Genomic DNA, 13816 nt, shown 5'->3' on the forward strand with positions numbered 1-13816 from the left:
CGGATTGAATGTTGTTGTTTCGCGCCAGGCGCGTTAGCTTTAAGAGATATACATCGCGTGTCGCCGTTTGCCGGCGCTGAATCTGAGGAGAGGTCAATGGCTTTGCAACAGGAAATTATCGCGGCGCTGGGCGTCAAACCCACAATTGATGCCCGTGAAGAAGTTCGCACCAGCGTCGAGTTTCTGAAGTCGTATCTGAAAACCTATCCGTTTCTGAAATCACTGGTGCTGGGGATCAGCGGCGGTCAGGACTCCACTCTGGCCGGCAAACTGTGCCAAACCGCCATCAATGAACTGCGTGAGGAAACGGGCGATCGGGGCTATCAGTTTATTGCCGTACGTCTGCCGCACGGTGTGCAGGCGGATGAACAGGATTGCCAGGATGCGATTGCGTTTATTCAGCCGGATCGCGTCTTGACGGTGAATATCAAAGCGGCCGTGCAGGCCAGCGAGCAGGCGCTGCGTGACGCCGGGATCGCCCTTTCTGATTTTATTCGCGGCAATGAAAAAGCGCGTGAGCGCATGAAAGTCCAGTACAGTATTGCCGGTATGACCTCAGGCGTGGTGGTCGGCACCGATCATGCGGCCGAAGCAGTGACCGGGTTCTTCACCAAGTATGGCGACGGCGGCACGGACATCAATCCCCTTTTCCGCCTCAATAAAGGCCAGGGCAAGCAGTTGCTGAAGGCGTTGGGCTGTCCGGAGCATCTGTATCTCAAGCACCCCACGGCCGATCTGGAAGACGATCGTCCCGGCCTGCAGGACGAAGTGGCTCTGGGGGTGACCTATGAGATGATTGACCGCTATCTGCAGGGGGAAACTATCGATCCTGCAGCGGCCGCCACCATCGAGAACTGGTACCTGAAAACCGAGCATAAGCGTCGTCCCCCGATCACTGTTTTTGACGATTTCTGGAAAAAATAACCTGCCGGGGCGAACTGAATTCCCGGTTCGCCCCGCAAAATTCCTCTGCTATACTGTATATCTGACCAGTTAGCGGAGTTGTGAGTGACAAGAAAAGCAGCCAGCCATCGCCTCGAATTCGAGGCTGAAGCCATCTATCAGTATCCCGAACAGCTACGTCCGTGGATCGCTGACCTGCCCAACCTGCCCGGTGTGTACATCTTTCACGGTGAGAGCGAAAGCCTGCCACTGTATATTGGCAAAAGCGTCAATATTCGCACCCGTGTCATGTCGCATCTGCGCACCCCGGCAGAGGCGCGGATGCTGTATCAGGCCCGCCGTATCAGCTTTATTCCCACCGCCGGAGAAATGGGTGCCCTGCTGCTGGAAGCACAGATGATCAAGTTGCAGCAGCCGCTGTTCAATAAGCGCCTGCGTAAAAACCGTCAGCTTTGTTCTCTGCTGCTCCGGCACGACCGTCCGGAGGTGGTGTACGCCAAAGAGGTCGACTTTTCCCATACGCCGAACCTCTTTGGCCTCTACGCTCACCGTCGGGCGGCGCTGGCCACCCTGCAGAAAATTGCCGATGAGCAGCAGCTCTGCTTCGGCCTGCTGGGGCTGGAGCCGTTAAGCAAGGGGCGGCCGTGCTTCCGCTTCAGCCTGCGCCGCTGCGCCGGTGCCTGCTGCGGGAAAGAACCGACGGAGGCACATTATCAGCGTCTGCTGGCCGCGCTGGAGGCCGTTCGGCTTCAGTGCTGGCCGTGGCCGGGAGCCATCGCGGTGGTGGAAGAAGGCGTGATGCAGAAGCAGATCCACGTGATCAATAACTGGCTCTATCTGGGATCCGTCAGCGAACTCGCTGATGCGGCCGCGCTGTGTAGCACTCCGCCAGGCTTCGACAGTGACGGTTATAAAATACTCTGCCGCCCCCTGCTGTCAGGGAAACTGCCGGTGATCCCCCTGCCCGTTCCTGCAGCATAAAAAAACCGCCGACGCTGACCACCGCCATTCTGGCAAGGTGGGCAACGTCGGCGGTCTCTGGTTAATCAGCGACTTTTAGTCTTCTGCAGGAGGCATTTTACCTTCATGCTGCGGTTTTTCTGTCAGACGTTTCTCAAAGTTCTGATTAAACTGTTTTTTCTGCTCAGGCGTCAGGACGTTGTACAGCTTGTTCTGCGTTTCCAGCATCGACAGCGCGCGGGCTTTGCCGTTGGCCGACATTTCAGTCGCCTGAGCCTCTGCCTTACTGCGGTCAAAGGTGTCCGCCGCAATAATGCTGTGTACGGCCCGGCGCTCTTCCAGAGAAGGACGCTTCATCTCTTTGTGTGATGCCTTCATGATGGTGCGCATCTGCTCTTTCTGCGCATCGGTCAGATTCAGCCCTTTGAACATTTCGTGCATCCCACCGTGACGCGGCGGCTTGTGCATCATAGGTTTGTCAGCGCCCGCTGGCGGCGGTGTTAAAGTGTCCGCTGCGGCATGAACAATACCCGCAGTGCCAAGCGCCAGTGTAGCGGCAACAACAAAAGAGGTTAATTTACGCATAATATTGTCCTTGTGGTTCAGTCTGTTGCAATTCAGTTGTCGTGATGTCGAAATCAAGTCTACGACGCTGAATGTCAAGTACCCAGAGCCTGGGTAAAGCCCTGAAAGCATAAAAGACAATTTGACGCCAATCATGGAGAGAATGCGAAGGATTGTGTGAGGAATTGAAAAAAAATATGAATTTACAGAGGTTTGTGCAGAAACTGTGGAGGAGTGTAATACGCGCGCAAGGAGAGCGAAAGAGAAAAGTGAAGGTTTCGATCGGGGAAAAAGGAAAATGCGGCCGTCCACCGGCCACAGCGTAAATTCAGGGATTCGTGTTACAGCGTCGACCCCAGCGCTTCGTTATGCGCAGTATCTTCCACCAGCATCAGACCGGCACGCAGGCCGCTGGCTACGTGCGGATTCGGGAACAGCACGAACTCGTGTGCCTGCTGCACATAGTAGCGTTTGTCGCCATCTTCAGCGAGCAGAGCGCCCTGCGGGAAGACGGTAAAGTTCAGCGTGTCATCGCTCATGTGCAGCACAAACCGATCGGTATGCCGGGTGATCTGCTGTGATACCCGATACCGCCGGGGCGCTTCGGCCACTTCAGGCAGCGTCCCCCCGCTGATCAGTGCGTCCAGCGCCCGCACTGCCGCACTGAACTGGCTCAGGTCGTTATCCCCAAACGGCAGCGCCTTGCCCAGCTCCAGCGTGCAGCTGGCCGCCTGAAAATGCTGGCTGCTGTAATGGGTAAAGGTGCCACCCGGTGAGCGGTGAAACACCAGCGCTTCCAGCCCGGCAGCGGCCAGCCAGTCCATAAATGTTTCCGGCCACGGCGTATCGCGCTGCGGCATAACGCCAAAGCGGGTATGGTACGAGCCGCGAATGGCGGTGTGCATATCGATATGCCAGCGCACCTCTTCATACTCTCCGGCCTGCCAGAAGTTTTCCATTGCCTGCTCAAGGCGCCAGGCGCGGCGGGCTTCCGGGCAGTCTTCATACTGCTGCCAGCGGCCGCCAAACATCCGGTTCATATCACCATGCAGATAACGTTTGTTCTGCCGCAGCGCAGCCGGGTTGCCGTAGATCACCAGCAGGCGGGTTAACAGCGGTCGCTCGCCGCGCAGCAGCGAGTCCACCATCTGCTCGAGGATCTCGACCGGTGCCGTCTCATTGCCGTGTACGCCCGCCGAAACCACCAGCGCCATAGAAACGGTCTCTGGTGGGGTAATTTCAAGAATGCCCACGTCAATCCAGCGCCAGCTCAGATGCTCATTGCGTCCTTCTGGCTGCGCAGGGATCTGCCCGTTGAGGGTTAAGGTGAGGAAATCCTGCATTGCTACTCCTTACATCAATCGCCGTTCAGCCCTGACAGGCCGGAGAACGTCTCCGGCCCTGCGATCATCGCGTTACTGCTGAAAACGGTAAACATTGCCTAAGTTTAGCAGCTTAGTGAGCTCATCGAGAGCTTCACGTCCTTCCCGCAGCAAATGAGGGTCAGCGAGGTCGGCCTGCGACAGGCGATCGCGGTAGTGCCGCTCCACCCAGCCGTTAAGGGTGGCAAACAGCGTATCATTCATCATCACGGCCGGATTAACGGCCGCCTGCTGTGCGGCGTTCAGCACCACGCGCAGGCGCAGACAGGCCGGGCCGCCGCCGTTACACATACTTTCACGCAGGTCGAAGACCTTCAGTTCATCGATGGGGCCGCCGCTGGCCGCCAGCTCGCTCAGATAAGACCAGACGCCCGGGTGACGGCGCGCCTCATCGGGCAGAACCAGCAGCATTTTCCCGTCGGGCTTGCTTAACAGCTGGCTGTTAAACAGATAGGTCGCCACCGCATCGGCGACGCTGACGCGATCGTCAGGCACCACGATGGGCGTAAAGCCAGGAACCTTCTCCGCCAGTCCGGCCAGCAGCGCCGGCTGGTTTAAAAAGGCCTGCTGATGACAGAACAGCACCTGCTGATTGCTGACTGCAATCACATCATTATGGAAAACCCCCTGGTCAATCACCGCAGGATTTTGCTGGGCAAAAACGGTCCGCGCGGCATCAAGCTGATGCAGGCGGCTGACGGCTTCGCTGGCTTCGCGGGTCTGCCGTGCCGGGTAGCGAGACGGTGCCACGCTGCCGTCCAGTTCGCTGCGACCATAAACAAACAGCTGTATCCCCGCCTCCCCGTAGTGCTGGCCGAAACGGTTATGGTTAGCCGCCCCTTCATCACCAAACATGGCCACCTGCGGCAGTGCATCATGCACGCTGAAGTGCTGAGGATCGCGGAATATCGCCCGCAGCAGTGCCCCGGTGGTCGGCGCCTCCATCGCGCGGTGGAATTTATTATTCAGGTTGGCGACGGTCAGGTGCACCCGGCCATCGGCACTGTCAGCAGAGGGCGACACGGTCGCGGCATTGGCCACCCACATAGCCGAGGCGGAACTCACGGCAGAGAGCAGTGCCGGATTCTGTTTCGCTGCCTGTGCCAGCACCTGCTCGTCGCTACCGCTGAAGCCGATTTGCCGCAGCGCATCAATGTTAGGGCGCTCGTGTGGTGGGATCACTCCCTGCAGAAACCCCCTGTCCGCCAGGGCTTTCATTTTCATCAGTCCCTGAAGCGCCGCCAGCTTAGGATTAGACACCTGGTGCTGATAGCGTGTTGAAGCCTCATTACCAAAGGAGAGGCCCGCATAATGGTGAGTCAGGCCGGGCAGTCCGTCGAAATTCACTTCAAGGGCTTTCATGGCGTCTCTCCCTGCGCGCTAAAATCCAGACCCGGGGAGAGCGTGGCGGGCAGCGACAGGTCAGCCGACTCCAGCGACGCCATCGGCCAGGCGCAATAATCGGCGGCATACCAGGCGCTGGCGCGGTGGTTGCCTGACGCGCCCACGCCGCCAAACGGTGCGGTACTGGCCGCCCCGGTCAGCGGTTTATTCCAGTTGACGATACCAGCACGCGCCTCAATCAGCAGGCGCTCAAACTTCTCCCGCTGCGGTGAAATCAGTCCGCAGGCCAGGCCGTAGCGGGTGTCGTTGGCGATGCGGATCGCACTGTCAAAATCGTCATAACGGATCACCGACAGCAGCGGGCCAAAGACTTCTTCATCCGGGAGCGTCTGCAGACCGGTCACATCAATGATGCCTGGCGTCAGGATCGCGCTGCTGCGCTGCGGCCATTGCATGGCCAGCAGCACCTGGCCGCCGGCATCCACGCGCGCCTGCCATTCACTGAAGATTTTTTCAGCCGCCTGCACGGAAATCACGCTGCCCATAAAAGGCTGCGGTTCAGCATCCCAGCGGCCGGTACGAATGCGGGCGGCCACCTCTACCAGCCGCCTCAGAAAGGCATCCCCCGCGGCACCGCGCCTGACCAGCATGCGCCGGGCACAGGTGCAGCGCTGTCCGGCGCTGATAAAGGCAGACTGGATGGCAATATGGACGGCCCCTTCGATATCATCGGGATCTTCCACAATCAGCGGGTTATTTCCCCCCATTTCCAGCGCCAGCATTTTTTCCGGCTGCCCGGCAAGCTGACGGTGCAACTGATAGCCGGTGGCGGCACTGCCGGTAAACAGTACGCCATCGACCTGGGACGCCTGCGCCAGCGCCTGACCGGTGTCCCGTCCGCCCTGCACCAGGTTGAGCACGCCATCCGGCAGTCCGGCACGCTGCCACAGCCGCACGGTCAGTTCGGCAGTCATCGGCGTCAGTTCACTGGGTTTAAACACCACGCCGTTACCGGCCAGCAGCGCCGGAACAATATGGCCGTTCGGCAGATGTCCCGGGAAATTGTAGGGCCCAAACACGGCCATCACCCCGTGCGGACGGTGGCGCAGAGAGCTGTCACCTGTACTCTGCTCCCCGGTACGGGCATGCCATGCGCGCACGGAAATCCCGACCTTATTAATCATTGCCTGCACTTCAGTCTGGGTTTCCCAGCGGGGTTTTCCCGTTTCGCGCGCGATAGTTTCGCTCAGTTCCACTTTATTTTTTTCCAGCAGCGCGGCAAACGCTTCTGCGATGGCCTGGCGTTCAGCGAACGGACGGCGGGCCCAGGCGGGGAACGCTGCACGCGCCGCTTCGCAGGCGGCAGTCACCTGCGCGGCAGTGGCGGTGTTACCCTGCCATAACGGCTCCCCGTCCAGCGGGCTGGTTTTACTCAGGATCTCACCGCCACCGGTCAGCCACTGACCATTAATACAGTGCGTCATGCTTTTTTCTCCTCGCGACAAAGTGTCACTACCCGCAGGTTGTCCCCCGGCTGGCAGCCTAAAATTTCGGCCTGCGCCGCCGTAACCGCGACGGTGTCGCGCTGCGGATCGGCAGGCAGCAGCATCACCCGGAAGTGATGATAGTTTTCATTGGAAACCAGGCACAGCGGCAGCGCATCATCCTGATGCTCACTCAGAGAGACGCCCATCAGGCGGCTTTTACGGATAGCGCGAACCCGGTCAATATCACACTCGAGCGTCGGGCCACCGTCAAAAATATCGACATAATTCTGGAAGTGAAACCCTTCTGCTTCCAGCACGGCACGCGCCGGGGCGGTATGCGGATGCACCTGACCTATGACCGCCTTCGCCTCTTCCGACAGATAATCGATATACAGCGGATGCTTTGGCATCAGCTCAGCGATAAACGCCTTTTGCCCGGTGCCACACAGATAATCGGCATCGGAAAATGACATAGAGAAAAAACGACTTCCGACGCTGTCCCAGAAGGGTGAGCTCCCCTGCTCATCAATCACACCGCGCATTTCAGCGACCACTTTCTGCATAAAGTGCTGGCGAAAACCGGCCATAAACAGAAAGCGCGACTTTGACAGCAGATAGCCGTTTTTACCGTTGCGGTAGTCGGGATCGAGGAACAGCGTACAGAGCTCACTGCTGCCGGTATGGTCATTACTGAGCGACAGCGTGGGCAGCATGTTGTAGACGTTCAGCTCTTTGGAGGCATGAACCTGGGTGCCTACGCGAAAGTTGTACCACGGGTCCTGCAGACCCACGGCCACTTCAATGGCACAAATGCCCACCGCTTTTTTGCTTTCACTGTCTGCCAGCACAAAAACGTATCCCTGTTCCGCATCCGGCAGTTTGCCCTGCCAGGTTAACAGCGAACGATCGATACGTGCTGACAGCGTGTCGCTGTCGGCAGGCAGCGAGGTCAGGCCCCCGCCGGTTTTCCCGGCGAGGTGCAGTAACTGCGCGAGATCGTCTCGTTCAACGGGACGAATGTACATCATACGCGGGCTCCTTCAGTGACGGCGCGGCAGGCGCGTTCGAAGCGTGCCAGCCCCTCTTCCACTTCCTGGCGGGTGATAATCAGGGAAGGCGCGAAGCGCACGACACTGGCCCCGGCGATCAGCACCATCAGGCCCTCAGCGGCGGCGGCCTGGTTGATCAGTTTGGCTTTACCCTGGTAATCCTGATTCAGCACGCAGCCGATCAGCAGGCCCAGACCACGAATTTCGCTGAACAGCTGCAGACGCTGGTTGATCGCCGTCAGACCGTCAACAAACCACTGATGGCGTTCAGCGACCCCGGCCAGCACCTCCGGTCGGTTAATTAACTCCATCACTTTACCGCCGACCGCACCGGCCAGCGGGTTGCCGCCGTAGGTGGTGCCGTGGCTGCCCACATTCAGATGGGCGGCCAGGGTTTCGGTGGTCAGCATCGCCCCGATCGGGAAGCCGCCGCCCAGCGCTTTCGCTGTGGTCAGCACGTCCGGCGTCACACCGTAGTGCATATACGCGTAAAGCGAACCGGTGCGGCCGACGCCGCTCTGCACTTCGTCAAAGATCAGCAGTGCACCGTGACTGTCACACAGCTCGCGCAGGCCGCGCAGAAAGCCAGGTTCCGCCGGCACCACACCGCCTTCCCCCTGAATAGGTTCGACAATCACCGCACAGGTCTGGTCGTTAATCAGCGCAGCCGCTGAGGCCAGATCGTTATAGACCGCATGCTGAATACCCTGCGGTAAGGGGGCAAAATCTTTCGAATATGCCGGCTGCCCCCCGGCAGAAACGGTGAACAGCGTGCGACCGTGAAAGGCATTTTTGAACGCCACAATACCGTTTTTCTGCGGTTGCTCGTTATCCATCGCCACTTTACGCGCCAGTTTCAGCGCGGCTTCGTTGGCTTCTGCCCCGGAGTTACAGAAAAATGCCCGGTCAGCAAAGGTGGCATCGACCAGCTGTTTCGCCAGGCGCAGGATCGGTTCATTGGTATAGCCATTGCCGGTGTGCCACAGCAGAGCAGCCTGCTGCTGTAAGGCGCGTTGCAGCTCGGGATGCGCGTGCCCGAGCGCATTGACCGCAATACCCCCGGCAAAGTCGATGTACGACTTCCCTTCCTGATCCCACAGTGTCGAACCCTCTGCCTTCACCGGCACAAAGCTGGCCGGGGCATAGGTGGGAACAATCCATTGATCAAAATTTTCACGGGTAACTGACGGTTGCATGGCGGCCTCGTTATTCACATTCCCCTGCGCAGGCAGGGTGAATTAAAAGTTTAATTAATGTTAATGAAATGATTCATTGCAGCTCTACTGTAGATTGCACGCCGCGTGCCAGCCAGAGAAAAAAATGCATAAACCCGGGTCAGATACCGTATATCAATGAGTTACGCCCGACTGCTATTCATCGTTAATGCATAGAAAGTGAATAACAATCTGAACAACGGGGCTTTACAGCAGAATAAAAAGCAGAATTATGCAGTGGCAAAATAAAATATCGAATGTGTGATCGAAGCCGGAATTTGGTTTTAAAAAGAGGCAGTTAACGCCCTGAAAAAGGTCAGGCGCACCAGGGTGGTGCACCCGAACCGTGCCAGTGGCGGTAATGAGGAAGGCGTGAGTGGGGGCAGATAACCGGGCAATCGCCCGTGCGTCAGGTCAGCCGGTAACGACTGTCCGGGCGTGGGGTGTCCGGCAGATCCTCGTCCAGATTCATTTCACGCAGGTTGATCTCAATATTGGTACACATGGCATCCAGCGGCAGGTGGTTTGTGGCCAGGCCGAACGGCATTTCCAGCTCCTCTGCCAGCGTATCCAGCGACAGGAAGGTATAGGCGATAAACACCGAAACCAGCGGCGTCATATAATGCAGATCCGGGACCAGGGCAAAAGGCAGCAGCGTACAGAACAGATAGACGGTTCTGTGTAACAGCAGCCCGTAAGCGAACGGCACCGGCATGCTGGCCAGCCTTTCACACCCGCCCAGCACCTGGGAGAGCTGATTGATATTGCTGTCCATGTGCATATACAGGATATCGGAAAGATTCCCGCGACGGCGCTGATCGGCCAGCCACTGGGAGAGCTGCAGCTCAATAAAGTTAGTCGGCGAACGCCGTTTCAGCACCTCATCCGCCTCCTCCCCCAGATAGCGGCGGAGATCTTCGCGCGCGTCGCTGTGGCGCAGCTGGTGTTTCAGACTGTAGGAAAAGGCCAGCAGCAGGGAGGTGACGCGCGGCGCATCGGCGGGAGAAATGGCCAGCGCAAGGCGCTGTAGCGTGCGGCAGGCGATAAGCAGGTTACCCCAGAACATACGGGCTTCGATAAAACGACCGAAGCAGACGCTGTTACGGAACCCGAGGAACACCGCGATGGAGACCCCCAGCAGGCTGAACGGCGCCAGCGTCAGCTTAATGCCCAGCGTTTCGTACCAGTCGAGACAAAAAATGGCGATCAGGGACATCAGTAAATTCAGCGACAGACGGAACCAGATGCCCGGCAATACCGAACCGTGCCAGGCGAACAGGCGGATAAACCAGTGACTCTCAGGGCGGATAATCATGATGTGCAGTTGAGTGGGATTTTCCGCCGATTGTGCAGAAAATCCCCGTGCCTGAGAAGCGGTATTTTGTGACTTTGATCACCTTTATTTCAGGGCGGCATATTGACAAAACCCGCCCGATCGGCGGTCAGCACAATCCGCTGAATTCAGGGTGCCATCAGGTCGAAACTCCCGTCGTCAGCGGGCTGTAGCGTGACCGGCGGGGCCAGCTTCAGGGTGATCCAGTTTGACGTTACCCGCTGCTGCCGGCTGTCCTCCAGCGTCACCGACAGATGATACTCATTGCTGGCCCCTTCACTGCTGTCCCAGGCCGGAATAATAATGCTCCAGCCCTTAACGCTGGCATTCTCGGCCGGCGGCGTCAGGCTCAGGGCCTGGGTATCGCCCTGCCAGCTGACCGCCCTGATCGGGTTGCTGTTGCGCACCTGTAGCTTCAGCGCCAGGGTTTCACCCGGCTGTACCTGCCACGGCGGGGTGGCGAGGAACACTGACAGCGTTTTCCGCTGGCGGAACTCCATCACCGGGGAGTTATTACGATTGACTTCATCATAACGGCTGCCGCTGAGGGACTTCGCTGCCGCGACATTGCTGGCCGAAAGCTGCTGCCTGAGGGAGACGCCGATGCGGTAATTCATTTTTAAGGCAAACTGATCCTGCGACTCACCGCTATCCCCCTCTTTATGGCTGGCCGACAGGGTGAACAGGGGGACAGGCGTATAATTGACTCCCAGCGACACGGCGGTGGGATTTGACATGGCGTTGCCGCTGTTAAACAGATCGACCCGATTGCCCAGGTACTGTTCATAGCTCAGGCTGACCCCCAGCTGGCGGTAAAACGGTAAATACCCCTGGGTGGTGATGTCATACCCCCGCGCCATGCGCATCTGTGAGGTACTGTTGCGATTTTGCCAGCCGGTCAGGGGATGGTAGTAATTGGCCGAAAACCGCAGGTATTCCCCCCAGGCTTCCGCGCCCAGTGAGCCACGCTGCTGATGAGATTCGAACAGATCATCGACAAACGCGTTGTAGCCGACCCGCCAGCTCCCGGCGATCCAGCGCTGCCCCACGCCGGCATTGCCCACCGTGCCGTAGTCGGTCTGCTGGACGCCGAGCTGGCTGAAGGTCAGATACTGATAGTTATCCTGCCATGGCGTAAAAAGCTGGGCTGAGGTGCCATTGAAACTGCCTTCGTCATCCACCGCCAGCGACACGCTGGCACGGCCATAGGGGGAGAGCAACTGCTCCCCCTCGCTGGCAGCACGCTGGGTGGCCGCATCACGAAACTGATTAAACGCCCACTGGCCGGCCTCCTGACGCAGCGATTTATCGCTGTCGTTGTTCATACTCGCTTCACCGATGCTTTTCGCTGCCTGGGCGATTTTAGCCGCCAGCCCGCTGTCGGTATCGGTGATCCCCATTCCCGGCAGTTGCTGCTGCATCTGACGGAAACGGGCGGGATCGTCAAACGGCGTATCCGGGACGCGCGTTGCCTCATCTAAGGCCAGCGCAGGGGCCAGCGGCAGGCCACAGAGGGCCAGAGAAACCAGCAGGGATGACGAAGGAGAAAACCAGTGGCTGAATCTGTTCATAACCTCAAAAGCAATTTTTTTATCTGTGTAAGTGTGAGTTGCTTCACAAAATCATACCGCTAACCTTAGCACAGAAAAAGCCACGGAGGCGACAGGCCGGCCACCTGCCTCAGCGCAGCCGACGCGGCACTTTTACAGTGACCGCCAGATGGCCACCGCGATACCGCCAAACAGCAGCCATTTGATCGCGTAATAGATCGGCTTGTTCCACGCCTTCAGGCGTTTGCCCACCTTACGCACTGCATAGAGGTATCTGAATACCCGGTTGATGCTGCCGACCCGGTCACTGTCGCCGTTCGGTGCCGCAGCGGCCCCAACCAGATGTCGGCCAAACCAGTGATTCACTGCCTGTGCCCATCGCCCGAGCATGGGCCGCTCAATATCACAAAACAGGATCAGGCGGGGCTGCCCGCTGGTATTTTCAGCATAGTGGATATAAGTTTCATCAAAAATCACCTCCTCGCCGTCGCGCCAGCTGTAGCGCACACCATCGACCTCAATAAAACAGCGGTCATCATTGGGCGTGATCAGCCCCAGGTGGTAACGCAGCGACCCGGCATAGGGATCGCGATGGCGCGGCAGGCGACTGCCGTCCGGCAGCAAGGCGAACATGGCGGCTTTGACCGAGGGAAGGCCACGCAGCAAGGCGGTAGTGTGGGGACAAAGTGTGGCCGCTGAAGGGTGCGCCTCGTCGTACCATTTCAGATAAAAGCGCGTCCAGCCGGTTTTGAAGAAAGAGTTAAAACCTGCGTCGTTACAGCGATCTGACGCTTTGATCTGCTGCAGCGCCAGCAGCGCCTGCCCCTCATCGCGAATAGTCAGCCAGTGTTCTCGTAGCGTCTTCAGCTCGGGGAACTGCGTCGGAGGAAGAAAAGGCGTGGTGGGAATGCGGGAAAAGAGATACATAAAAACGTTGAGAGGAGCGACAAAGGACGAATGGTCGGCCAGCTGTCGCCAGAATCCGTAGCGAACTCTCCCTCTCAGATGCACATACAATACGGTTAAGATCCAGATAATTAGCACGAAATATTTCATTATTTTGCCCGTCAGTTGACCGGGATCGTCCAGATGATCCCGCCGGTAAATGTCAGCCTGCGTTATGCGGATGAAAAGAACCTTTCACCGAAAAATCCATAACTGGAGCGAGTATAAAGACTTTTCAGCCGGGCAAAATGGCTGGGGCACGAAAGGCACCGTGAACCGCATCAGGACATAATCAATCCGCCGTCCACATTGATCGTCTGTCCGGTAATATAGCGGGCATCGTCGGAGGCGAGGAACGCCACCAGCCCGGCGACATCCTCCGGCAGTCCGGCCCGTTTAAGCGGGATCCCCTGCACCCACTCGGCCATCAGCTCCCCTTTACCGTATTTTTTTGCCCCGGTGCTGAGGATCTCTCCCCACACGCGGTCGTTGTAGTCCCACATTTCGCTGTCGATAATCCCGGGACAGAAAGCGTTAACGGTAATATTCCAGGGGGCCAGCTCCTGCGACAGGCTCTGGGTAATGCCGATCACCCCCATCTTGCTGGCGGCATAATGCGGGGTATAGATAAACCCCTGCCTGCCCTGCCCCGACGATGTGTTGATCAGGCTCCCGGACTGCTGCTTTACCATGTATTTTGCCGCTTCACGACAGCACAGCCAGACGCCGGTGGTGTTCACCGCCAGGATTTTATCAAAGTCGGCCTTCGGCATTTTGTCGAAGGTATCAATGGTGATCACCCCGGCGTTCTGGATCGAAACATCGATACGACCAAAACGCGCCGCCGCCTCACGGTACATCGCCTGTACCTGAGCTTCATCGGTGACATCAACCTGTAAGGCAAGGACCTCACTGCCCCACGTTGCCTTTATCCGGTCTGCGGTGGCCAGTACACGTTCGTCATTCGACACCATCACCAGGTTCGCGCCGTCGCGGGCAAAACGTTCGGCAATACCGGCACCGATACCGCGACAGGCACCTGTAATCACCACGGTCTTACCACTAAAATCACGATTCATCTGCTG

At 58.1% G+C, this 13816-nt stretch carries 12 protein-coding genes; 2 read left to right on the top strand and 10 right to left on the bottom strand.

Annotation, left to right across the window (positions count from 1 at the left end; translation table 11 throughout):
- Window positions 1–96: 96 nt before the first annotated feature.
- Together nadE and cho are read left to right on the top strand one after the other, a co-directional pair.
- A complete protein-coding gene (gene nadE / locus EPE01S_RS05070) occupies window positions 97–924 on the top strand; it encodes an NAD(+) synthase (RefSeq protein ID WP_062743516.1) in 828 nt (275 codons plus the stop codon).
- Between the two features lie 84 nt (window positions 925–1008).
- On the top strand, window positions 1009–1884 hold the full coding sequence (cho, locus tag EPE01S_RS05075; protein ID WP_062743517.1) for an excinuclease Cho: 876 nt from the start codon (window positions 1009–1011) through the stop codon (window positions 1882–1884).
- Between the two features lie 75 nt (window positions 1885–1959).
- Here the strand turns inward: cho and spy are convergent, their stop codons facing one another.
- The 10 genes from spy to EPE01S_RS05125 form a co-directional block, all read right to left on the bottom strand.
- Complete coding sequence (gene spy, locus EPE01S_RS05080) at window positions 1960–2448, bottom strand: ATP-independent periplasmic protein-refolding chaperone Spy (RefSeq protein WP_062743518.1); 489 nt, start codon at window positions 2446–2448, stop codon at window positions 1960–1962.
- Window positions 2449–2768: 320 nt separating this feature from the next.
- Window positions 2769–3770, bottom strand: a complete 1002-nt coding sequence (gene astE, locus EPE01S_RS05085; protein ID WP_062743519.1) for a succinylglutamate desuccinylase — start codon at window positions 3768–3770, stop codon at window positions 2769–2771.
- Between the two features lie 72 nt (window positions 3771–3842).
- The gene (astB, locus tag EPE01S_RS05090; protein WP_062743520.1) at window positions 3843–5171 is read right to left on the bottom strand and encodes an N-succinylarginine dihydrolase; all 1329 of its coding nucleotides are present in this window, start codon (window positions 5169–5171) and stop codon (window positions 3843–3845) included.
- Entirely contained in the window at window positions 5168–6637 is a 1470-nt protein-coding gene (gene astD, locus EPE01S_RS05095) for a succinylglutamate-semialdehyde dehydrogenase (RefSeq protein WP_062743521.1), read from the bottom strand. Before astD ends, astB begins: the two co-directional genes overlap by 4 nt.
- Window positions 6634–7668 carry an arginine N-succinyltransferase gene (gene astA / locus EPE01S_RS05100; RefSeq protein WP_062743522.1) on the bottom strand — a complete coding sequence of 345 codons (1035 nt, stop codon included), beginning with the start codon at window positions 7666–7668 and terminating at the stop codon, window positions 6634–6636. The genes astD and astA overlap by 4 nt, the downstream gene beginning before the upstream one ends.
- The gene (locus EPE01S_RS05105) at window positions 7665–8885 is read right to left on the bottom strand and encodes an aspartate aminotransferase family protein (RefSeq protein ID WP_062743650.1); all 1221 of its coding nucleotides are present in this window, start codon (window positions 8883–8885) and stop codon (window positions 7665–7667) included. Before EPE01S_RS05105 ends, astA begins: the two co-directional genes overlap by 4 nt.
- A gap of 427 nt (window positions 8886–9312) precedes the next feature.
- Window positions 9313–10218 (bottom strand): bestrophin family protein, encoded by a 906-nt coding sequence (locus EPE01S_RS05110; protein ID WP_062743523.1) that lies wholly within the window; start codon window positions 10216–10218, stop codon window positions 9313–9315.
- A gap of 146 nt (window positions 10219–10364) precedes the next feature.
- Window positions 10365–11807, bottom strand: a complete 1443-nt coding sequence (locus tag EPE01S_RS05115; protein WP_062743524.1) for a YchO/YchP family invasin — start codon at window positions 11805–11807, stop codon at window positions 10365–10367.
- A gap of 132 nt (window positions 11808–11939) precedes the next feature.
- The gene (gene lpxO, locus EPE01S_RS05120; protein WP_062743525.1) at window positions 11940–12842 is read right to left on the bottom strand and encodes a lipid A hydroxylase LpxO; all 903 of its coding nucleotides are present in this window, start codon (window positions 12840–12842) and stop codon (window positions 11940–11942) included.
- A 170-nt stretch (window positions 12843–13012) separates the two neighbouring features.
- Window positions 13013–13810, bottom strand: a complete 798-nt coding sequence (locus EPE01S_RS05125) for a glucose 1-dehydrogenase (RefSeq protein ID WP_062743526.1) — start codon at window positions 13808–13810, stop codon at window positions 13013–13015.
- Between the last annotated feature and the right edge of the window lie 6 nt (window positions 13811–13816).

It is taken from the genome of Erwinia persicina NBRC 102418, assembly GCF_001571305.1.
In the GTDB taxonomy this organism is placed as follows: domain Bacteria; phylum Pseudomonadota; class Gammaproteobacteria; order Enterobacterales; family Enterobacteriaceae; genus Erwinia; species Erwinia persicina.